At 72.5% G+C, this 20620-nt stretch carries 16 protein-coding genes; 9 read left to right on the forward strand and 7 right to left on the reverse strand.

From position 1 onward, the window contains the following. Positions 1 to 102 precede the first annotated feature (102 nt). The 8 genes from ACTFTM_RS21465 to ACTFTM_RS21500 all read left to right on the forward strand — a co-directional run bounded on the left by ACTFTM_RS21465 (position 103) and on the right by ACTFTM_RS21500 (position 11685). Positions 103 to 645 carry an acyl carrier protein gene (locus ACTFTM_RS21465; protein WP_449562280.1) on the forward strand — a complete coding sequence of 181 codons (543 nt, stop codon included), beginning with the start codon at positions 103 to 105 and terminating at the stop codon, positions 643 to 645. Between the two features lie 36 nt (positions 646 to 681). Beyond that, positions 682 to 2082, forward strand: coding sequence for a condensation domain-containing protein (locus ACTFTM_RS21470; protein ID WP_449562281.1), 1401 nt, complete (start codon positions 682 to 684; stop codon positions 2080 to 2082). A 26-nt stretch (positions 2083 to 2108) separates the two neighbouring features. Next, on the forward strand, positions 2109 to 3371 hold the full coding sequence (locus ACTFTM_RS21475) for a GNAT family N-acetyltransferase (protein WP_449562282.1): 1263 nt from the start codon (positions 2109 to 2111) through the stop codon (positions 3369 to 3371). An 88-nt stretch (positions 3372 to 3459) separates the two neighbouring features. Then, positions 3460 to 6708 (forward strand): non-ribosomal peptide synthetase, encoded by a 3249-nt coding sequence (locus tag ACTFTM_RS21480; protein ID WP_449562283.1) that lies wholly within the window; start codon positions 3460 to 3462, stop codon positions 6706 to 6708. A gap of 69 nt (positions 6709 to 6777) precedes the next feature. Further along, positions 6778 to 8382 (forward strand): tyrosine 2,3-aminomutase, encoded by a 1605-nt coding sequence (gene cmdF / locus ACTFTM_RS21485; protein WP_449562284.1) that lies wholly within the window; start codon positions 6778 to 6780, stop codon positions 8380 to 8382. 31 nt (positions 8383 to 8413) lie between these two features. Further along, on the forward strand, positions 8414 to 9091 hold the full coding sequence (locus ACTFTM_RS21490) for a DUF899 domain-containing protein (RefSeq protein ID WP_449562285.1): 678 nt from the start codon (positions 8414 to 8416) through the stop codon (positions 9089 to 9091). Between the two features lie 150 nt (positions 9092 to 9241). Continuing rightward, complete coding sequence (locus ACTFTM_RS21495) at positions 9242 to 9751, forward strand: SRPBCC domain-containing protein (RefSeq protein WP_449562286.1); 510 nt, start codon at positions 9242 to 9244, stop codon at positions 9749 to 9751. 230 nt (positions 9752 to 9981) lie between these two features. After that, on the forward strand, positions 9982 to 11685 hold the full coding sequence (locus ACTFTM_RS21500) for a (2,3-dihydroxybenzoyl)adenylate synthase (protein ID WP_449562287.1): 1704 nt from the start codon (positions 9982 to 9984) through the stop codon (positions 11683 to 11685). Positions 11686 to 11755: 70 nt separating this feature from the next. On the opposite strand, the gene ACTFTM_RS21505 is transcribed toward ACTFTM_RS21500, so the two are convergent. Both ACTFTM_RS21505 and ACTFTM_RS21510 read right to left on the reverse strand, forming a co-directional pair. After that, entirely contained in the window at positions 11756 to 13363 is a 1608-nt protein-coding gene (locus ACTFTM_RS21505) for an FAD-binding oxidoreductase (RefSeq protein ID WP_449562288.1), read from the reverse strand. Between the two features lie 154 nt (positions 13364 to 13517). After that, entirely contained in the window at positions 13518 to 14843 is a 1326-nt protein-coding gene (locus ACTFTM_RS21510; protein WP_449566687.1) for an FAD-dependent oxidoreductase, read from the reverse strand. 289 nt (positions 14844 to 15132) lie between these two features. Here ACTFTM_RS21510 and ACTFTM_RS21515 point away from each other — a divergent pair, with 289 nt between their 5' ends. Beyond that, positions 15133 to 16449 carry a 3-deoxy-7-phosphoheptulonate synthase gene (locus ACTFTM_RS21515; RefSeq protein ID WP_449562289.1) on the forward strand — a complete coding sequence of 439 codons (1317 nt, stop codon included), beginning with the start codon at positions 15133 to 15135 and terminating at the stop codon, positions 16447 to 16449. An 11-nt stretch (positions 16450 to 16460) separates the two neighbouring features. Here the strand turns inward: ACTFTM_RS21515 and ACTFTM_RS21520 are convergent, their stop codons facing one another. Genes ACTFTM_RS21520 through ACTFTM_RS21540 form a run of 5 tightly spaced genes read right to left on the reverse strand, consistent with a single transcriptional unit; the run spans position 16461 to position 20620 of the window. After that, a complete protein-coding gene (locus tag ACTFTM_RS21520) occupies positions 16461 to 17243 on the reverse strand; it encodes a thioesterase II family protein (RefSeq protein ID WP_449562290.1) in 783 nt (260 codons plus the stop codon). Then, positions 17240 to 18304, reverse strand: coding sequence for an HAD-IIIC family phosphatase (locus ACTFTM_RS21525; protein ID WP_449562291.1), 1065 nt, complete (start codon positions 18302 to 18304; stop codon positions 17240 to 17242). The genes ACTFTM_RS21520 and ACTFTM_RS21525 overlap by 4 nt, the downstream gene beginning before the upstream one ends. Further along, positions 18301 to 19491 (reverse strand): acyl-CoA dehydrogenase family protein, encoded by a 1191-nt coding sequence (locus tag ACTFTM_RS21530; protein WP_449562292.1) that lies wholly within the window; start codon positions 19489 to 19491, stop codon positions 18301 to 18303. The genes ACTFTM_RS21525 and ACTFTM_RS21530 overlap by 4 nt, the downstream gene beginning before the upstream one ends. Continuing rightward, the gene (locus tag ACTFTM_RS21535; RefSeq protein ID WP_449562293.1) at positions 19488 to 19739 is read right to left on the reverse strand and encodes an acyl carrier protein; all 252 of its coding nucleotides are present in this window, start codon (positions 19737 to 19739) and stop codon (positions 19488 to 19490) included. The genes ACTFTM_RS21530 and ACTFTM_RS21535 overlap by 4 nt, the downstream gene beginning before the upstream one ends. After that, positions 19736 to 20620, reverse strand: coding sequence for a 3-hydroxyacyl-CoA dehydrogenase family protein (locus tag ACTFTM_RS21540; protein ID WP_449562294.1), 885 nt, complete (start codon positions 20618 to 20620; stop codon positions 19736 to 19738). The genes ACTFTM_RS21535 and ACTFTM_RS21540 overlap by 4 nt, the downstream gene beginning before the upstream one ends.

The raw sequence follows: 20620 nt of genomic DNA on the forward strand, positions 1-20620 counted from the left end.
GGCGACGCGGCACCGATCCGAGAGACGCGGTGCCGGCGTGAGTCGGGGATCGGCCCGGGGTGATGTCAGGGGCCACCCACCGCTGATACCAACGACGGCGCGGTGGCCCGATCCGTCCGCCGGCCGCGCGGGAATCCGTTGACTGGCAAGGGGATTGCGGCAGCCAGCAAGCGTTCCGACCATATCGGCGCCGCCCCGGCGGCGGCTTCTCTGAAGGTGCGCAACGACGAGGCGGTCGGGGCAATTCAGGAGGTGAAGCGCCCGGACCGGCGGTGCCACGATCGGGCTGTGGACCTGCCGGCGGGCGGTCCGGCGCCGTGGCGGCGCGGACGCCCGCTCCAGCAGAAAGGTGACCCTATGGGCACGCCCCCCGCGCCGGGCGGCGCTTCCGCGTCCGGCACCGACATTTCCTCGGTGGAAAAACAGATCACCGCCATCTGGCGGGAGGCGCTCGACGTGCCCCCGGGCTCGGAGCACGCCACCTTCTTCGAGCTGGGCGGGCAGTCGATCACCGCACTGCTCATCATCGCCTGGATCGAGGACGAGCTTGGCATCACCTCGGTCGGGGTCGACCAGCTCTTCGACGACCCGGACCTCGACACGTTCATCCGTCAGGTCTTCGTGACCCTCGAACCCGCCACCTGACGTCAGAGTGCGCCACCCCCGGAGAGGGAGAGACCGATGATGCCCGACACCCCGTTCCCGCTCTCGCTGGAGCAGGAGTTCCTCCGCCTGCAACACCTGAACGACGGCTCCGCCGGCGCCTTCGGCCCGCGCCCCATCTCGAGCGGTGGCTGGCGGCTGACCGGAGACCTCGACCTGCCCGCGTTCACCGCCGCCCTCGACGACGTGGTCGAGCGGCACGAGGCGCTGCGCACGGTGCTGCTGCACGACGAGGACGGCTGGCGGCAGCAGGTCCTGCCGCCCGGCTCGCCGACGGTGGTGGTCCGCGACCTGCCCGACGACGGCAGGCCACGCCACGATCGGGCCGAGGAATTCCTCAACGAGATCGAGGGCCAGACCTTTGACATGAACCAGGTGCCGGCCTTCTGGGTCCACGTGGGCCGGTTGGCCGAGGACGACTCGATCGTCGTGCTGGTGGCCCACCTGCCGGTGGTGGACGTGTGGTCGCTCGGACTGGTGATGCGGGACATCGTCGAGCTCTACGCGGCGCGGCGCGAGGGCCGGCAGCCCGACCTGCGCGAGGCGCACCAGTTCCGGGAGTACGTTTCCCGGCAGCAGGCCGGTTCGGACGAGGTGTCCGCCGCCGCCTCCTTCCGGTACTGGCGGGAACGACTGCGCGACGCCCGGCCGGTGACCCTGCCGACCGACCGACCGCCGGCCGTGGGCGCCCCGGCGGGCACCCGGTGCGACCGGTTCGCACTCGGTCCCGACCTGGGCACCGCGACGGTGGAATTCGCCCGGTCCCTGCGGTGCTCGCCGTTCATGGTGCTGTTCGCCGCGTACCGGGTGCACCTGCTGGCCCGGACCGGGATCACCGACGGGGTGATCTGGACGCTCACGTCGGGGCCGGGACGGCGGCGCCGGTGGATGGCCGACACCGTCGGCTACTTCGTCAACCTGTTCCCGCTGCGCACCAGCCTGACCGGTTGCCAGACCTTCCGCGACGTGGTCGAGCGTGTCCGGGAGAGCTGCATGTCGGCGTTCACGCACGAGGTGCCGTTCGTCCGGCTGGCAACCGAGGTGGCCGACGAGATCGCCGCGTTGGAGGAGGGCGACCGGATCGCCGAGCGGGCCCGGCCCGGCTTCCAGATGTCACCGAACCCGTTCGTGCTGCGCGAACAGGGCACCGGCGGGGTCGGCTGCACGGCCGCCCAACGGCGTGTCTCCCAGTCGGTCGGGCCGGACATCCCGGACGACGCGATCCTGTGGACCGCCGAGCTGAGCCCGACCAACGAACTGCTCTTCGCGGTGAACAGCAGCGTCGACCGGTTCACGGAGGCCTCGATGAACGCCATGCTGGCCGATTTCACCCACGTGCTGCGCGCCGGGGTCGCCAACCCCGAGCTGCCGCTGGCGGAACTGAGCGCTCCGGCCGTGCCCGCCGCATCCGGCAAGTGACCGACCAGACCGAAGGGACTCGTGTGATGACCGCTGACCTTCCCGCTGGCATGCGTCTGGTCGAGGTGACCGAGGAACGGTACGGCGAATGGCTCGACAACTGGCTTGGCGCGTTCGCCTCGCCGCCCGGTGACGATCCGGAGGTGGTCGACTTCTACCGACGCACCCACCCTCCGGACCGGGCCATCGCCATCACCGACGACGCCGGTTACGTGGCAACGAACGCCTCGCTGCACCGGGACCTGGTGCTGCCGGGCGGCCGGACGGTGCCGCTCGCCGCCTGCACCGGCGGATCCTGCCACCCCACTTTGCGGCGCAAGGGACTCATGAAGGCCACCCTGCACCGACTGCACGAGCGGGCGGTCGAGGAGGGAAAGCCGATCGCCGCCGGGGGCGTGTCCGAGTGGCCCATCTACTGGCGCTTCGGCTACGGCCCGGCCACCTGGTACAACAGCCTCAACATCGACGTGCGGGGGGTGGGCTGGCGCGACGACGCGCCCGACGGCGACCTGCCCGTACGACGGGTCTCCGGCATTGCGGCCCGGGATCTTGCCCAGTCGGTGTACGAGCGGCAGGCGGCCAGAACCCCGGGCGAGGTGATACCGCCGTCCTGCTACTGGGACCGGCTGGCCATGGACCCGACGAACCCGCGCCTGGAGCAGATGCTCGCCATCGGCGGCGGCGGTGCGCCGCGGGCCTGCGTCGCGGTGGGTGACCGGGGCTTCGTGTCGTACCGCATCACCTCGGACTGGGCGCCGGAGACGACGCCCCGCAACATGCTCCAGGTCATCGACTTTCTCGCCGTGGACGCCGAGGCCGCCGCCACGCTCTGGCGCTACCTGCTCTCCGTCGACATGGTGGCCACCATCCAGGTGTGGTACGCCCCGGTGGACAACCCGCTGGCGTGGTGGGTGACCGACGCACGCAAACTGCGCGCGCAGCGCCACGACGGCGTGTGGCTACGCCCGCTGGACGTGCCGACGCTGCTCGAGGCTCGCGGCTGGGCCGGCGACGGGGCCTTGACGTTGCGCGTGCACGACCCGGAGGGCCACACCGACGGCACGTTCCGCCTCGACGTCGACGCGGGGCAGGCCACCTGCCGGCGGAGCACCGCCGAGCCGGACCTGGAGATGCACGTGGCGGCCGTCGGCGCGATCCTGCTCGGCGGCACCACCGCCACCGACCTGGCCCGGGGTGGCCGCATCGTCGCGCGGGACACGCGCTGCGCACAGCTCTGGGACACCATGGCCACGCCCGAACGGGCCCCCTACATCAGCTACTTCTACTGATTCCCCCGGTCGCGCCGGCGCCCGGGCTCCGCCGGCGCGACGGGGCGTGGCGCCGGCGGGTCATCGACAGCACGAGGAACGGGTAGCGATGAACGACAGACGGGGCAACGGCGTCCAGGCGGTCACCTCTCGGGCCCAGCAGGGCCTGTGGTTTCTGGAGAGGTTGTCCGCGCAGACGCCGGCGCACACGGTGTGCCGCGCGTACCAGGTGCACGGCCCGCTCGACGAGGACGCCCTGTGCGCCGCGTGGCGGACCCTGGTCGACCGGCACGAGGCGCTGCGGACCCGCGTCGTCGAGCGGGACGGCGTCCCGTGGCAGGCGATCGACGCCGGCTCCGACGCTCCGGCGCTGGTCGACCTCACCACCGTCGCCGAGGCGGAGCGGGCGGCGGCCGCGCAACGGCTGCGCACCGGTCTGGCCGAATCCGTGGTCGACCACGCCGACGGCCCGCTCAGCCGGTTCACACTGGTCCGGCTCGGCCCCGAGGAGCACGAGGTGCTGCTGGTGCTGCACCGACTGGTGGCCGATGACAGCTCGGCCCGCATCCTGGTGACCGAGCTGGGCGAGTGCTACTCGGCGGCGGTGCAGGGCCGCGAGCCCGCCCTGCCGTTCCTGCCGTTGCAGTACCGCGACTTCGCGCGGTGGCAGCGGGAGCAGGCGACCGGCCCGACGTACGGGCGGCTGGCGCAGTGGTGGCGGACCGCGCTGACCCCGCCACCGCCGACGCTGTCGCTGCCCGCCGACCGACCGCCCGCGGCCGATTCGGGGTACGCGGGCGGGGCGGTGTCCTTCGACTGGGGTGAGGAGACCGCTGGCCACCTGCGCGAGGTGTGCGCCGCCGAAGGCAGCGTCCCGGCCGTGGTGCTGGCCGCGGCGTTTCACGCGCTGCTGTTCCGGCACACCGGCGAGCAGCGGGTGACCGTAGGACACCCGGTGGCGGTGCGGCCCCGCCCGGAGTTCGCCGCGACCGTGGGGCCGTTCCAGAACCCGCTGGTGGTGTGCGTCGACTTCGCCGACGCCCCCACCTTCCGGCACCTGCTGGCCCGGGTGGCCCAGGCCCGCCGGGCCGCGCTCGACCACGGGGAACTTCCCTTCGCCGACGTGGTCGCCGAGGTGGACGTGGACCGGGACGCGCAGCGGCCACCTCTGCTCGACGCGGCGTTCAGCTGCCCGGAGTCGCCCGAGCCGGACCTCGTGCTCACCGGCGCGATCGTCCGCCGGCTGCCCGTCCGCGCCGGGGCGGTCCCGGTGAGCCTGTCGTTGGAGGTCGACACCGTCGAGTCGGCGGTGACGGGCACGCTGGCGTACCGGGCGGACCTGTTCGAGCCGGAGTCGGCACGGGCGCTGCTCGGCCAGTTGCGTACCCTGCTGGACGCCGCGCTCAAGGATCCCGGCCAGCCGGTGGCCGCGCTGCCGCTGGAGACGCCGGAGCAGCTCCGTGCCGCAGCCCGGGCCGCCGACCGCATCGAACCGGTCGCCGCCGATTGGCCCACCGTCGCCGCGGCGGTGCACTCTCGCGCCGAGCAGGACCCGGGTGAGACCGCGGTGGCCTGGCAGTCGGAGGCCGTCTCCTACGGCGAACTCGCCAGCCTCGCCAGCTCCAGCGCCCGGGGGCTGCGGCGCCTGGGCCTGGCGGCGGGCGCGCCGGTGGCGGTGCGGATGCCGGCCGGGCCGCGCCAGGTGGCGGTGCTGCTGGGCGTCCTCGACGCGTGCGCGCACCTGGTGTGCATCGGGGCCGGGGAGGCAGGTGAACGGGGTCGGCTGATCCTGGGCGACCTGCGCCCGGCCTGTCTGCTGGTGGAGGGCGACCCGGACGACGACGAGCTGGCCCGCTGGTACCGCACCGAACTGGACGGGCAGGCCATCGCGGTGGACACGCTGCTCCGCGCCGACGCGGAGGTCGACCCGCCGGTACCGGCCGGCCCGGACGCGTCCGACCTGGCGTACGTCGCGTACACCTCGGGGTCGACCGGCGTGCCGAAGGGGATTCCGCACACCCATGCCGGCTTCGCGCAGTTCTGCCAGTGGATGGCAACGCACTTCGCGATGGAGCCGGGCAGTCGGGTGGCCCAGTGGGCGGCGCCCGGATACGACGCGGCGCTCTGCGAGATCTTCGCCGCGCTCGGCGCCGGCGCGACTCTCTGCCCGGTGCCCGACCGGGTGCGGGTGGACCCCCGTCGGCTGGTGCGTTGGCTGGCCGACGAACGGATCAGCCACTTCCAGACCGTGCCGAGCTTCGCCCGGGAAATTCTGCGGGCCCTGGTGTCGCGGGGTCACGGAGACGCGCTGCCGGCGCTGCGGCACCTGTTGCTCGCCGGAGAGCCGCTCCCCGGCGAGCTGGCTGGGGAACTACGCCGGGCGCTGTCGGCGGCCCGGTTGACCAATCTGTACGGCCCGACGGAGATCGTGCTGGCGACCTGGCATGAGGTGACCGGGCCGGTACATGGGACGGTGCCTGTCGGTGAGCCGATCCCCGGCCGCCAGGTGCTCGTCGTCGACGACCAGGACCGGCCCTGCCCGGCGGGGGTCACCGGTGAACTGGTCGTCCGCAGCCCCTACGTCACGCCCGGCTATGTGGGCGCGGAGGCGCCCGCCGACGCCTTCACGCCGCTGCGCGCCCACCAGGAGTTCGGGTTGCCGGACCACGGCTGGTACCGCACCGGGGACCTCGGACGCCGGCGGCTGGACGGGTTGCTGGAGTTCCGCGGCCGGCAGGACTTCCAGATCAAGTTCTTCGGCACCCGCCTGGAGCTCACCGACGTGGAGACGGCGCTGGCCGCCGCGGACTCGATCGCCGAGTGCGCGGTGGTGCCGGTACGCGATCACAGCGGCCTGGTCGTGCGCCTGATGGCGTACGTGGTGGTCCGGGAGCCGGCGGACGGCGCGGGCGCGAACGACCTGACCGCCGCCTGGCGGTCCCGGCTGCGACAGCGGTTCGGCAGCCTGATGCCGCCGGTGAGCTTCCGCACCCTGCCGACGTTGCCGCGCAACGTGGGCGGAAAGGTCGACCGGCGTCGACTGCCGGCGCCGACGTCGCTGCGCGCGCCCGGTGACCGCCAGCCCTCCACTTCGACCGAGCGGATCCTGGCGGGCGTCTGGGCCGAGGTGCTCGGCACCGACGAGGTGACGCCGGAGGATTCCCTGTTCACCCTCGGCGGGCATTCGCTGCTGATCCCGCCGCTCCTGCACGAAGTCCGGGAGCGGACCGGCGTCAGCGTCTCGGCCCGCCGCTTCCTCGCCGACCCGACGCTGGCCGGGCTCGCCGCTCTGGTGGACGCGGAGACGCGGCCCGATGACGGTACCCGGACGCGGGGGGAGGTGAGCGGCAGCGCCTGACCGCCCCGCGCGGGGATGACGCTACGAGTCCCCGAACCGCCCAGCCCGACGACATTTAGGTGGAGAGACGTGACCCTGGTGGAGACAACGCCCGTCGAACTCGACGGTCAGAACGTGGACATCGCCGGCATCCGGCGGATAGCCGAGGAGCAGGCGCCGTGCGTCATCGCCCCGACGGCCCTGGAGAAGGCCGCGGCGAGCAGGGCGATGTTCCAGGACATCGTCGAGCAGGGCATCCCGGTGTACGGCATCACCACCGGGTACGGCGACCTGGCGTACATGATGGTCGACAACGCCATGGAGATCGATCTCCAGCTCAACCTGGTGCGCAGCCACTGCGCAGGGGTCGGGCCGATCTTCGCCGAGGACGAGGCACGGGCCATGGTCGCAGCCCGGCTCAACGCGCTGGCGCGGGGCTACTCGGCGGTCCGGCCGGAGCTGCTGGAACGGTTGGCCCTGCTGCTCAACCAGGGCATCACCCCGGCCATCCCGGAGATCGGCTCTCTGGGCGCCAGCGGCGACCTCGCCCCGCTGTCGCACATCGCCGCCGTGATCATCGGCGAGGGGTACGTGCTGCGCGACGGCCGACCCACCCCCACCGGCCCCGTCCTGCGGCAACTCGGTGTGGAGCCGCTGCAGCTACGGTTCAAGGAGGGGCTGTCGCTGATCAACGGCACCTCCGCCATGACCGGCCTTGGCGCCCTGCTGGCCGGCCGGGCGCTCAACCAGGTCCGGCAGGCCGAGATCGTGACGGCGCTGGCGCTGGAGGCGTTGCAGGGCTCGACCGGTGCTTTCATGGCCGAGGGGCACGAGCTGGCCCGGCCGCACCGGGGCCAGATCGACAACGCCGCCAACATGCGCGCCCTGCTGGCCGGCAGCGGCCTGGCGCTGGAGCACCGGGAGATCCGCCGTCAGGTCGAGGAGCAGAAGCAGCAGGGGGTCAGCGTCCAGCGCGGCGAGATCTACCTGCAGAAGCCCTACACGCTACGGGCCATCCCGCAGGTCGTCGGCGCGGTGCGGGACACCGTCTACCACGCCACGGGCATCGTGACGACCGAACTGAACTCGTCCAACGACAACCCGCTCTTCTTCGAGGGCAAGGAGGTCTTCCACGGCGCCAACTTCCACGGTCAGCCGGTGGCCTTCGCCATGGATTTCCTCACCATCGCCCTGACCCAGCTCGGCGTGACCTCTGAGCGGCGGACCAACCGCCTGCTCAACCGGCACCTCAACGGCGGCCTGCCGGAATACCTGGTAGCCGGTGAGCCGGGTCTGAACAGCGGCTTCACCGGCGCCCAATACCCGGCGACGGCGCTTGTCGCGGAGAACCGGACCATCAGCCCGGCGAGCACCCAGAGCATCCCGTCCAACAGCGACAACCAGGACGTAGTGAGCATGGGCCTGATTGCCGCCCGCAACGCCCGCCGGGTGTTGCGCAACAACGACCTCATCCTGGCCGTGGAGTACCTGTCCGCCGCTCAGGCGGTGGACCTGCGGGGCGTCGCGGACCGGCTCAGCCCGGCCGGGCGAGCGATCCACAACCGGATCCGGTCCCTGGTGTCCACCCTGGACCGGGACCGCTACATGAGCGACGACATCGAGACGATCGCGGCCGCGCTGGCCCGGGGCGAGTTCGTCGACGCCCTGCCTGACCGCGGCGAGGGCCTGCGGTGAGCCGCCGGAGCCTCGGCAGGAGGAGAGAGCGATGACGGATGTCAAGATCGTCGATCGGGCCGACTGGTTCGCCGCGCGGCGGGCCTTCCTGGAGCGCGAGAAGGAGGTGACCCGGGCGCGGGACGCGCTCAACGTGGACCGACGCGGGCTGCCGATGATGGTGGTGGACCAGGAGTACGTCTTCGAGGGCCCGGACGGCGAGCGGACGCTGCCGGAGCTGTTCGAGGGCCGGCGACAACTGCTCACCTACCACTTCATGTGGCCGCTGGAGGGGCACGACTGGTGCCCGGTCTGCTCGCTGTTCATCGACAACATCGGTCACCTGGCACACCTCCACGCGCGGGACACCTCACTGGTCATCGTCTGTGCCGCGCCGCAGCGGGACATCGTGCCGTTCAAGCGCCGGATGGGTTGGGACATCCCCTGGTACACCACCCGGGGCGACGCCTTCTACCGGGACTTCACGCTGGACGTCGGCACGGACGAGCCGGAACTGCCCGGGGTGAGCGCGTTCCTGCGCGACGACGACGGCCGGGTGCTCTACGCGTACTCCACACACGGGCGCGGCAGCGACATCCTGAACAACACCTACAACTACCTCGACCTGACCCCGCTGGGCCGCCAGGAGGAGGGCATGGCGGACACCATGGGGTGGATCCGCCACCACGACCGCTACGGCGATGCCGCTGCGGGCTCCTGCCACGGCTGACGGGGAACAGTGCCGCCACGGCCACATCGGATCGACCGACGTGGCCGCCGGGCGTGTGCACTTGACCCGTTCCGTCCAATATTGACAGTCTGCTACGACCGGCCCACACCCCGTGGGCCAGGCCAGTGAACCAAGAGGAGACCGGATTTGATGGATCCCGAGACCTTCCGTACGCGGACCACCCGGCACCCCGGCCCCGACGAGAAGCCGCTTCTGCGCTTCACTCACGACTACCCGGACCCGCCCGAACGCGTCTGGCGGGCGATCACCGACAGCGAGGAGCACTCCTCGTGGTTCGGCTTCTCAGTCGTCGTGGAGCCGGTCGAGGGCGGCAACGTGACCGTGACGTTCTCTCCGGAGATGGTGGAGCGAGCCCGGGTCGTCGAGATCGACGAGCCGCGCCGGTTCGTGTACGCCGGCAAGGGCGACGTCTACCGCTGGCTGCTGAGCCCACACGGGGACGGCTGCCGGCTGGTGCTGGAGAACGTGGTCGGCGACCCGGGCCACCTGGCGCAGAGCGCCGCCGGCTTCCACCTGGCTCTGGACAAGATGGGCGAGCTGCTCGACCGGGAGGCCGGCCGCCCGGCCCTGGGCGGCGGCGAGCCGTCCTTCGACGACCTCGTGAAGCACTACTCGACGCTGCCCGAGCAGCAGAACTGACCGGTTGGCCGCGGCGGGCGCCCCTGAGGGCGCCCGCCGCGGCCGTGCTCCCCCTCCTCGGTCGGCACGCTCAGAGATGCGTCCCCGGTCGCCCCACCGGCATGATCGAGAGAAGTCTCACCAGCCTGCGGTCCGATGTCCGGCCCCCGCGTCTGCGGGCCGTCCGCCGCTACGCACCCGCCCGCATCGGGCGAGGCGGTGGGACGGCCAGCCGGCGGGAGGAGGCCACAGTGACAGGTGGAGCGGGCGGGCCCGAGCCCAGCCGGACCGGCCTGGTGCCCTGGCCGCCGGAGGCGGTGGCCCGGTACGTCGCCGCGGGTTACTGGGAGGGTCGGCCGCTGGGCGCGTGCATCCTGGCGGTGGCCGACGCCGTGCCCGACGCGGAGGCGCTGGTCAGCGGGGACGTCCGGCTGACCTACCGGGAGCTGGTGGAGTGGGCCGACGGCTTGGCGCTGCGCCTGCACACGCTGGGCCTGCGCCGGGACGACCGGATCGTGGTGCAGCTCGACAACCGTTGGGAGTTCGTCGTGCTGACGCTCGCCTGCCTGCGGCTGGGCGTGCTGCCGGTCATGGCGCTGCCGGCGCACCGCCACCACGAGATGTCCCACCTCGTCCGGCAGGCCGAGGCTCGGGCGGTGGTGGTGCCCGCAGAGACGGACCGCTTTGACCACCAGGAGATGGCCCGGCGCATCGCCGCGGGGCAGCCGGGCCTCTCGCATGTGCTCGCCGCCGGCGCTCGGCCCGCGCCGGGCTCGGTGGACCTGCGGGCGCTGTGCCGGCCCGCCGAGGACCCGGCAGCGGCGCGCCGGCAGCTGGACGCCGCCGCGCCAGACAGCCGGGACGTGGCGCTCTTCCTGCTGTCGGGCGGCACCACCGGCCTGCCGAAGCTGATCGCCCGGACCCACGACGACTACGCGTACAACGCCCGGCGCAGCGGCGAGATCTCCGGCTTCGGCCCGTCCACCGTGTACCTGGCGGCGCTCCCGCTGGCCCACAACTTCCCGCTGGCGTGTCCCGGCATTCTCGGCACCCTGCTGGTCGGTGGTCGGGTGGTTGTCGCCCCGTCGCCGGCGCCGAAGAAGGTCTTCGACCTGATCGAGCGGGAACGGGTCACGGTGACCGCCGCGGTGCCGACCATCGCCCAGAGCTGGCTCGCGTTTCAGGAGTCCGGGCCGGGATATGACCTCGGTACGCTGCGGGTGCTCCAGGTGGGTGGCGCCCGGCTGGCAGACGAGGTGGCCTGGAGGGTCCGGTCCACCCTCGGTTGTCAGCTTCAGCAGGTCTTCGGCATGGCGGAGGGGCTGCTCAACTACACCCGGCTGGACGACCCCGACGAGGTGGTGTGCCACACCCAGGGCCGCCCTATCTGCCCGGATGACGAGATCCTGGTGGTCGACGAGGAAGGCCGGACGGTGCCGGACGGCATCCCCGGGCTGCTGTTGACCCGCGGGCCATACACCCCCCGCGGCTACTACCGGGCCGAGGGGCAGAACCGGATCGCGTTCACCGCCGACGGCTGGTACCGGACCGGTGACGTGGTGCGTCGCCGTCCCGACGGCAACCTGGTCGTCGAGGGACGCGACAAGGACATGATCAACCGGGCGGGCGAGAAGATCTCGGCGGAGGAGGTGGAGAACTTCGCCTACCAGGTCCCGGGCATCGACCTGGCCGCCGCCGTGGCGATGCCCGATCCCGAGTTCGGCGAGCGGGTCTGCCTCTACGCGGTGATCCGGGCCGGTGCGCCGGTGCAGCTGTCCGACGTGCAGGCGGTGATGGAGCGCGCCGGAGTGGCCCGGTTCAAGCGGCCGGAGCGGCTGGTCGAGGTGGCCGCCCTCCCCCGCACCAACGTCGGGAAGGTGGACAAGAAGGCGCTGCGCGAGGACATCCGGCGGCGGCTCGCCGCTGAGACGCCGGACGACGTGCCGCCGACCTGAACGCCGGTGAGCCACACGGAACGGGCCGATCGCGTCGCGACCGGCCCGTTCGGCGTACCCGCCCGACGACTCAGCCAGCCGCCGGCTCGATGGACAAGGCGTGCCGGAAGATGTTGTTCGGGTCGTACTTGGACTTGATGCGCTGCAGGCGGGGATAGCTCTGCTTGTAGTAGAGGGTGCTCCACGGCACGCCGGACCGGTTCCAGGCCGGGTCCTTGCTGTCGATATCCGGGTAGTTGATGTAGCAGCCGTCGTAGCGGTCGCCGGAGACCGGCATGCCACCGGTGTCGGCGAAGACCCGCTGGTAGAAGCGGCGCACCCAGTCCACCGACTCCTCGTCGTCGGCGGCGTTCGGCCAGGAGGCGGAGAACCAGAGCTTGAGGATCGAGTCCCGCTGCGGGACCGCGGTGGCGCCCGGCCGAACCGCGTTGACCTGGCCGCCGTAGCCGGCGAAGTAGACCAGGCACTGCCCCTTGTAGGCCGGGTCCCGCAGGCCCCGGTACAGCTCCACAATCTGCCAGTCGGCGAGGGGCTTGCGCAGGTAGCTGCCCTTGGACTTGGTGCGCGGCGGGATGGTCTGCGGAAACTCCAGCGTCGCGTTGGCCAACCAGAGGTCGTCGGTCGTGCTGATCTGCGGGGCGACGCCCACCCCGTCCGACACGGCGGCGATGTACTCGTCGAGCATCCTGCGCGCGTCGGGCATGGTGGCGTCGGTGCGGATCTCCAGGTAGATGGCCTGCTCTTTCTCGGTGTTGAGGTGCAGCGCGCTGTGCAGACCCTCGAACGGGTCGCCGGGGCCGCTGTGGGCGGCGTGCCACGCGTTGTGGTTCTTGACCAGTCGGACGAAGCCCTCCTGGGTCAGCCCGTCCCATGGGTAGGAAGCCCAGGTCATGAAGAGGGTCGGTGGCGGGGTGGGCAGCAGCTTGCCCGGGTCGTCGCCGGTGACGCCGGGCGTGCGGAACAGGTACTTGGTGACGAACCCGAAGTTGCCCCCGCCGCCACCCGTGTGCGCCCACCACAGGTCGCGGTGCGGGTCGTCGGGACGGCCGGTGGCCAGGATGGTCCGGGCCCGACCGGACCGGTCGACGACGACCACCTCCACGCCGTAGAGGTGGTCGACGGAGAGGCCGAACTTACGCGACAACGGCCCGTACCCGCCGCCGCTGATGTGGCCGCCGACACCCACCGGTGGGCACACGCCGGCCGGCACGGTGACCTTCCAGCCCAGGTAGAGCTGTTCGTACATCTGGCCGAGGGTGGCGCCGGACTCCACGACGAACGCCCGGTGCCGCTGGTCGTACCAGGTCTGGTTCATGGCCGACACATCGACCAGCACCCGGAACGCCGGGTCGCCGACCAGGTTGTCGAGGCAGTGACCGCCGCTGCGGACGGTGATGCGCTGTCCACGGCCGACCGCCTGCTCGACCGCCGCACGGACCTGCTCGGCGGTGTAGGTCAGGTGGACCGTCTCCGGGGACGAGATGAACCGGGGGTTGAACGAACGCAGCATGAGCTGCGCGTACCGCGGATCATCGGAGTGAATGGCGACCAGCGGGTCGACAGCGGTCGCGGGGTTGCCACCGGCCTGGGCGGGCGTGGCACCCAGGCCGCCGAGACCGACGGTGGCGCCGGATAACGCGGCAGTCGAGCCGAGGATCTGCCGACGTGACATGACCATGGAAGCACCTGCTATCTGAGGGGTCCGGGCCGTCCCGACCCCTCGCGTGGAGGACGGGACCAGGGGCGAAGATCATCTGTGCCTATGCTTCTCGCCCGAGGACGACAGTGCATCTTCCAGATTGCCGTCCTGGCCGCAGACGCGAATCGCCGGCTCAGTCGCCGACGGTGGCCTGCTCGACCGGCCGGGCCGGGGCCGGAGCCACGCCCCGCGCCTGAGTGAGGACCCGCCACATCATGCGCGGGCGCATCAGGTCGGTCGGGGGGTCGACCAGGCCGGCCACCCGCATGAAGGTCCGGGTCACCGCGCCGTCGCGGACCGCGGCGGCCTGCACGCGGGACATGTACGCGTTAGCTATCCGGACCTTCGGCGGGCGCGGCCCGACCACCCCTGGGAAACTCAGGTCGCTTCCGGCGGAGACGTCCCACGGCACGTCGACCACCCGGGCGGCGTCGCGGAAGAACTCCCCCGGCCGGGGCGCCAGACCCGTCCGGAGGTGCTCGCGCAGGGTCAGCGCCTCCAGGGCGGCCACCGTCATGCCCTGGCCGTATACCGGGTTGAAGCTGCACAGGGCGTCGCCGAGGACCAGGAACCCGGCTGGGAGGCGGTCGAGGCGCTCGTAGTGCCGGCGCACGCTCGCCGGGTAGCGGAAGGAGACCGGGTCGTCCAACGGTTCGGCGTCACGGATGACGTCGAAGATGTCCGGTACGGGCAGGGACCGGACGAAGTCCAGAAAGCCCCGCTCGTCCGCCGGCGGGTGGTCGCCCAGCACACCGGTCAGCGACAGCACGCTCCGGCCGTCCTGGATTCGGGAGAAGAACGCCCCCCGGGGGTGCGAGGGGGTGGAGACCGGGTTGATCGACAGGTCTCCGCGCAGGATGCCCTCGTCGCGCAGCCGGTAGTGCCGGGTGGTGTACACCAGATCGATCGGCACCCGGGTCTCCGCCGGCCGCCGATAGCCCAGTTCGGCCAGCCAGACCGGGGCGCGAGACCCGCGCCCGGTCGCGTCCACCACCAGGTCGGCGGGGATGACCTCCTCGTCGGCGGCGCCGGCCGGGTGCACCCGGACACCGGTGACGCGGCTCCGGTCCTCCGTGGTCACCAGACCGACGATGTCGCAGCCGTCGCGCAGTCGCAGCCCGGGCAGCGCGGCGACCGCGTCGCGCACCTGGGCCTCCAGTAGCGGCCGGGACCCCGAGACGCAGACCAGTCCGGTGCTCGCCCGTCGCAGTGGCCTGCCGTTGAAGAACCAGCGCAGCTCGCCCAGGTCACCCGTCGGCACGCCAGCGGCGACCGCCCGCGCGGTGAAGCCGGGGAACAGCTCGTCCAGGATCTGCTGGCCCCGGGCGAGCAGGCCGTGCACGTGGCGGCCCTGCGGCACGCCCCGGCGTGCGCCGCTCCCGGCCAGCTCGTCCCGGTCGACGATCGTCACCTCGTCGTACGCGTCCGTGAGCACACGAGCGGCGAGCAGGCCCGCCATGCTCCCGCCCAGCACGACCGCCCGCGATCCCCGGTTCACCGCCACAAGTGCCTCCTCGGCGTCTCCTGCCCGCCGGACGGTGGTACGACACACCGGACCGCCCGCTGACCACCCGACCGTCGCATCCGCCGCGCCGGCCGCGCACCTTCCGAATTGCGCGCGTTCGCCGCCCGACAGCTGGTCGCCCGGCCCCGACCCGGGCTGCGCATTCTCGGAGATCCGCCGGTATCCGGCGTGGGGCCATCCTGGACCGGCGGACGAGTGGGCGGGGCCGTCGGAGGGAGACCGTATGAAACCGCCAGGCCTGCTGCGACGCTGGCCGCCGACCACCTGGCCCACGCCGGAGATCAGCGGAACCGCCGAGCACGACACCAACGGCCTCGACGGCTGGCGAGGCCTGCCCAGGGCGCAGCGACCACCGTGGCCCGACGAGGCGGAACTGGCGGTCGTGATGCGCCAGCTCGCCACCGTGCCGCCGCTCGTCACGCCGGCCGAGGTCGACGAGCTACGCGACCGGCTGGCCGTCGCGGCCGAGGGCCGCGCGTTCCTCCTTGAGGGCGGCGACCCCGTGGAGTCCTCCGCCGGCAACACCGAGGCGCACCTGGTCGCCAACGCCGCGACCCTCGCCCAGATGGCCCTGGTCCTGGCGTACGGCGGTTCAATGCCGGTGGTCAGCGTCGCCCGGGCCGCCGGCGGATGCGCCCACCCGGCGGCCGCGCCGATCGACCACGCCGGACCGCCCGGCCGGCGGGGCGACCTGATCAACGACCGCACGCCCGCGGAGGCGGCCCGAATCCCCGACCCGCAGAGACTGATCCTGGCCTACGCCAACGCGGCGGGCGCGATGAACGTGCTGCGCGCCCACTTCACCGGGGACCTGGCCGACCTCCAGTCGGTGCACCGCTGGCAGCAGGGATTGCTGGACGGCGTCGACCCGGCCACACCGCACCTCGACGCCGCCCAGGAACTCGGCCGCGCCATGGCCTTCATCCGGGCGTGCGGGGTGCCGGACGCCGCGACGCGCCCACCTGCCCGCCCGTACAGCTCTCACGACGCTCTCGTGCTGGAGTACGAGCGCCCACTGGTCCGGGCCGCTCGGGGCCGGCGGTACGGCCTCTCCGGCCACCTACTCGGGCTCAGCGAGCACGTGGGCCGCCTCGACGGCGCCCACGTGGACCTCGTCGCCCGGATCGCCAACCCGGTGACCGTGACCCTGGGGCCGGACACGCTGCCGGAGGCCACCGTCGAGCTCTGCGAACGGCTCAACCCGGACAACGTCGCCGGCCGGCTCACCCTCACCTGCCGGATCGGCCCCGGCCGGATCGACGAGTCGCTCCCCCCGATCGTGGAGAAGGTGACCGCCGCCGGGCGCCGGGTGCTGTGGCAGTGCGACCCGATGGCGGCGCCCGGGACACCGTTCGCCCGGATCCTCGAGGGCGTACGCGGGTACTTCGCGGTGCACCGCGCGCTGTGCACGCACCCCGGTGGTCTGCGCGTGGCGCTCGACGGCGACCGACCGGGCACGCCGGCGGGCGGCGGACGGGGGCTCGCGCGGGACCGGGCGCTCGACCTGGCGTACCAGGTGGCGGAGCTGCTGAAAAGGTGAGCCGGCGGGGTTCAGCGGCCGGTCAGCGACTCCCGGACCACCCGCAGCAACTCGTCGCGGTGCTCGCGCAGGTAGAAGTGGCCGCCGCTGAAAAGCCGCAGCCGGAACGGACCGCTCGTGTGCCGTTGCCAGGCGGCCAGCGCCGAGGGCGGCGCCTGGGGATCGTCCAGGCCGCCGAGCGCGGTGACCGGGCAGCTCAGCAGCGGCCCGGGGCGGTGCACGTACTCGTCGTTGACGGCGAAGTCGGCCCGCAGGACCGGCAGGACCAGCCGCATCAGCCGCGCGTCGCCGAGGACCTGCGCCGGGGTGCCACCCATCTCCCGGAGCCGGTCGATGAACTTGTCGTCGGGAAGGAGGTGCGCGCCGGGCCAGGGCCGGGGCAGGTGCGGCCCCGGCCGGGCGGAGACGAACACGTGGGCCGGCGCCGGCTGACCTCGGGCAGCCAGCCGGCGGGCGAACTCGTAGGCGACGAGGGCGCCCATGCTGTGCCCGAAGAGCGCGAACGGCTCGTCCAGCAGGCTGCCGACGCCCGCCTCGACGGCGGAGACGAGGGTGCGCACGTCCCGAAAGGGCGGCTGCCCGAGCCGCGCCTCCCGGCCGGGCAGCTGGACGGCGCAGACCTCGATGTCCGGCCCGGTTCCCGCCGGCCAGGAAGCGAAGACCGAGGCGCCTCCGCCGGCGTACGGGAAGCAGATGAGCCGCAGCGCGGCCTCGGGTAGCGGCCGGGGACGGACCACGCCCACCTCCCCCGCCGGGCCCGCGACGGCGTCCGCCGCCGCCGCGTCGGGCGTCACGGCGTCTCCACGTGCAGGTGTCCGGGGATCGGCGGTACGTCGGTGAGGTCGCACTCGAGGCGCAACCGGTCACCGTCGCGGCCGATCTCCCGGAACCGGTTCATCCGGTAGGTGACGTGCATCATCCGGTTGCGGCCGTTCGGCACGAACTCGGCAACCAACCGCACGCCCGCGTCGCGGGCCAGCCGGCGCAGGAACGTGATGACGACGCCGCCCACACCCCGGGACATCACCCGGCAGGACATCAGCAGCAATTTGATCGTCCACACCCGGCTGTCCAGCTCGATCAGGGTGAGCCCGATCGTCCCGTACGGGCCGTAGCGGTCGGACAGCCGCGCCACGTAGAGCCGGTGCCGGGGCGAGGTGCGGAACGCGTCGAGCTGCGCCATGGAGTAGGTGTAGCCGGTGGTGTTGAGCTGGTGCGTGCGCACGGTCAGCTCCTCGGCCCGGAGCAGGTCGTCCGGGCCCGCCTCGGCGATCGTCAGGTGCATCCGCAGGGTGGCCAGGAACTCCTCGGTCGGCCCGTCGAAGCGGCTCTCCACCTGCTGGCGGATCAGGTCGGCGCGGTACATGTCGCGACGCTGCCGGGCGTCCGAGGTGACCACCTCGGGGCTCAGCTCGGGGCGGTCGGCGAGCGTGGCCGCCTCCGCGGCGTCGATGCAGCGCACCTCGGGCAGGGCGTGACCGACCTCGGCCCGCTCGAAGCCGTCGTCGTCGACGAAGGCGAGCGCGTCCAGGCCGATGTTGAGGGCGTCGGCGACGGCCCGTACGGACGTCGACTTGGCGCCCCAGCCGATCTGCGGGTGCAGGAAGTACTCGGCCACGCCCAGCTCATGCAACGCCGCCAGCGCGGCGTCCGGATCGTTGCGGCTGGCAATCGAGTGCAGGACACCGCGCTCGTCGAGCACACGCAGCACCTCGGCGATGCCCGGCCGCAACCGCACCTCGCCGTCCTCCAGCAGCACCCCGTCCCAGACCGTGTGGTCGAGGTCCCAGACGACACACTTGATCATTTTTCCGGACGGCGCCCCGGTGGGCGGCGGTACGACCCCGGAGCTCATCGGATCGCTCCCTTGACGTCCTGGGGGCGGGTTTCCACCCCACCCGTCGGTCGGGGCCGCAGCTGGTACGCCGACTCCGCGATGGTGATCTGCTGAAGCTGCGTGCTGCCCTCGATGATTTCCATGACCTTCGCGTCGCGCAGGTGCCGCTGCACCGGGTACGCGTCGCCGATGCCGCGCGAGCCGTGGATCTGCACGGCGTCGTCGGCCGCGCGGGCCGCGGCGGTGGAGGCGAAGTACTTGGCCAGCCAGGTGGCGTGCACCGACTCGGGGTCGCCGCTCTCGCGCAGCCAGCCGGCCTGTTGACAGAGCAGCCGGGCGGCGCTGGTCCCGGTCACCATGTCCGCCAGCATCCGTTGCACCAACTGGTGGCGACGCAGCGGCTGGCCGAACTGCTCCCGCGTGTCCGCGTAGGCCAGGGACGCCCGCAGGCAGGCCTCCGCCAGCCCGACGCAGCCCCACGCGACGCTGTAGCGCCCCAGCTCCAGGGCGGTCGCGGCCACTGCGGACAGCCCGAAGCCCGACCGCCCTACCAGGTTCTCCGCCGGGATCCGGCAGTCCGCCAGCCGCAACTCGGCCAGCATCGAGGCGCGGGTGCCGAGCGCGCCGGTCTGCGGCACCACTGTCAGCCCGGCGCGCTCCCGTTCCACCAGGAATGCCGCCGGCCGGTCGGCCAGCCGGGCGAGGACCAGGAAGAGGTCGGCGTACTGGCCGAAGGTGATCCAGTGCTTGTGTCCGTCCAGCGCGTAGCCACCAGCCACCGGGCGGGCCCGGGTGGACACCCCCGCCAGGTCGCTGCCCGCACCCGGTTCCGTCACCGCGAACGCGCCCAGGCACGCACCCCGGGCCAGCTCCGGCAGCCAGCGGGCACGCTGCTCGGGGCGGCCCCACCGGACCAGCGCGTACGACACCATGCTGTGCACGGTGAGCAGGCTGCGTACCGAGGAACAGCCCCGGCCCACCTCCTCGTGCAGCAGCCCGAAGCTGATCGCGTCGAGACCGACGCCGCCGTGATCGGCGGGGATTACGGCGCCGAGGTGCCCCGCCTCCGCGAGACCGTGCACGACGGCGCGGGGCAGCTCCTGCGCGCGGTCCCAGCCGTCGGCGTACGGAACCAGGTGGTCGTCGGCGAACGCCGCGAACCGTTCCCGCTTCCGCTGCTGGTCGGGCGTGAGCTGGAGCCTCATCCGCGTACCGTCGCAATCCGGCGCTCGACCAGGGCCACAATGGCGTCGACGCTGCTGAAGTTCTCCAGCTCCAGGTCCGCGTCCGCCACCGGACAGTCCAGCTCGCCCTCGACGAACAGCACGAGCTGCATGACGAACAGCGAGTTGACGTGCCCGGCGGCGAAGATGTTCTCGTCGTCGGCGATCTCCCGGTCCCGGATGTACCGGGCGAGAAACGCGCGGACCTGCTGTCGAATGTTCTCCATCATCCTCGCCTCTCCGCGGGCGCCGGCCGGTCGCCGGCGTAGGAGTAGAAGCCCGCGCCGCTCTTGCGCCCGTGCAGGCCCGCCTGCACCATCCGGCGCAGCAGCGGGCAGGGGCGGTACTTGCTGTCGGCGAACGCCTCGTGCAGCCCCTCGATGGACTGGACGATGGTGTCCAGACCGATAAGATCGGCGGTTTCGAGCGGGCCCATCGGGTGTCCGAAGCAGCCACGGAAGAGCCGGTCGATCTCAGCGACGTCGGCGACCCGCTCCTGCAGCAGGAACGCCGCCTCGTTGATGGTCAACATGAGCACCCGGTTGCTGACGAAGCCCGGCGAGTCTGCCACCACCACGGCCTCCTTGCCCAACCGCTCCAGCAGGGAGCGGGCACGCTCGATGGTCTCGTCGCTCGTGTGGTGGCCCCGGATCACCTCGACCATGGGTCGCAGCGGCACCGGGTTCATGAAGTGCATACCCAGCACCGCCTGCGGCCGGCGGGTCAGCCCGCCGAGGGCCGTGATCGCGATGACCGAGGTGTTCGCGGCCAGCACCGTGTCCGGCCGGCACACCTCGTCCAGCCGCTCGTACACCGGCTGCTTGACCGCCCAGTCCTCGGTGACATTCTCGATGACGAAGTCGACCTCGGCGAGGGCGTCCAGGTCGGTGCGCCAGGTGATCCGGTCCAGCACCGCCGCCCGGTCCCCGCCGGTGCCCGCGAGCAGCCGCCGCAGGCGTACGCCGTCACCCACCGCGCGCCGGGCCTGGTCCAGGATCTCGGTGGTTCGGTCCACCAGGACCACCCGCAGCCCGGCCTCCGCCAGCGCCTGCGACACACCGGTTCCCATCACGCCGGCGCCCACCACGCCGACCCTCTCGATGTCCCTCAT

The organism is Micromonospora sp. RB23, assembly GCF_053585025.1.

Coding starts and splice junctions, on each gene's coding strand:
- ACTFTM_RS21470 (WP_449562281.1), top strand. CDS start 682: ATGATGCCCGACACCCCGTTCCCGCTCTCGCTGGAGCAGGAGTTCCTC.
- ACTFTM_RS21475 (WP_449562282.1), top strand. CDS start 2,109: ATGACCGCTGACCTTCCCGCTGGCATGCGTCTGGTCGAGGTGACCGAG.
- ACTFTM_RS21480 (WP_449562283.1), top strand. CDS start 3,460: ATGAACGACAGACGGGGCAACGGCGTCCAGGCGGTCACCTCTCGGGCC.
- ACTFTM_RS21490 (WP_449562285.1), top strand. CDS start 8,414: ATGACGGATGTCAAGATCGTCGATCGGGCCGACTGGTTCGCCGCGCGG.
- ACTFTM_RS21495 (WP_449562286.1), top strand. CDS start 9,242: ATGGATCCCGAGACCTTCCGTACGCGGACCACCCGGCACCCCGGCCCC.
- ACTFTM_RS21505 (WP_449562288.1), bottom strand. CDS start 13,363: ATGGTCATGTCACGTCGGCAGATCCTCGGCTCGACTGCCGCGTTATCC.
- ACTFTM_RS21510 (WP_449566687.1), bottom strand. CDS start 14,843: ATGGCGGGCCTGCTCGCCGCTCGTGTGCTCACGGACGCGTACGACGAG.
- ACTFTM_RS21515 (WP_449562289.1), top strand. CDS start 15,133: ATGAAACCGCCAGGCCTGCTGCGACGCTGGCCGCCGACCACCTGGCCC.
- ACTFTM_RS21525 (WP_449562291.1), bottom strand. CDS start 18,304: ATGAGCTCCGGGGTCGTACCGCCGCCCACCGGGGCGCCGTCCGGAAAA.
- ACTFTM_RS21530 (WP_449562292.1), bottom strand. CDS start 19,491: ATGAGGCTCCAGCTCACGCCCGACCAGCAGCGGAAGCGGGAACGGTTC.
- ACTFTM_RS21535 (WP_449562293.1), bottom strand. CDS start 19,739: ATGATGGAGAACATTCGACAGCAGGTCCGCGCGTTTCTCGCCCGGTAC.
- ACTFTM_RS21540 (WP_449562294.1), bottom strand. CDS start 20,620: ATGAGGGACATCGAGAGGGTCGGCGTGGTGGGCGCCGGCGTGATGGGA.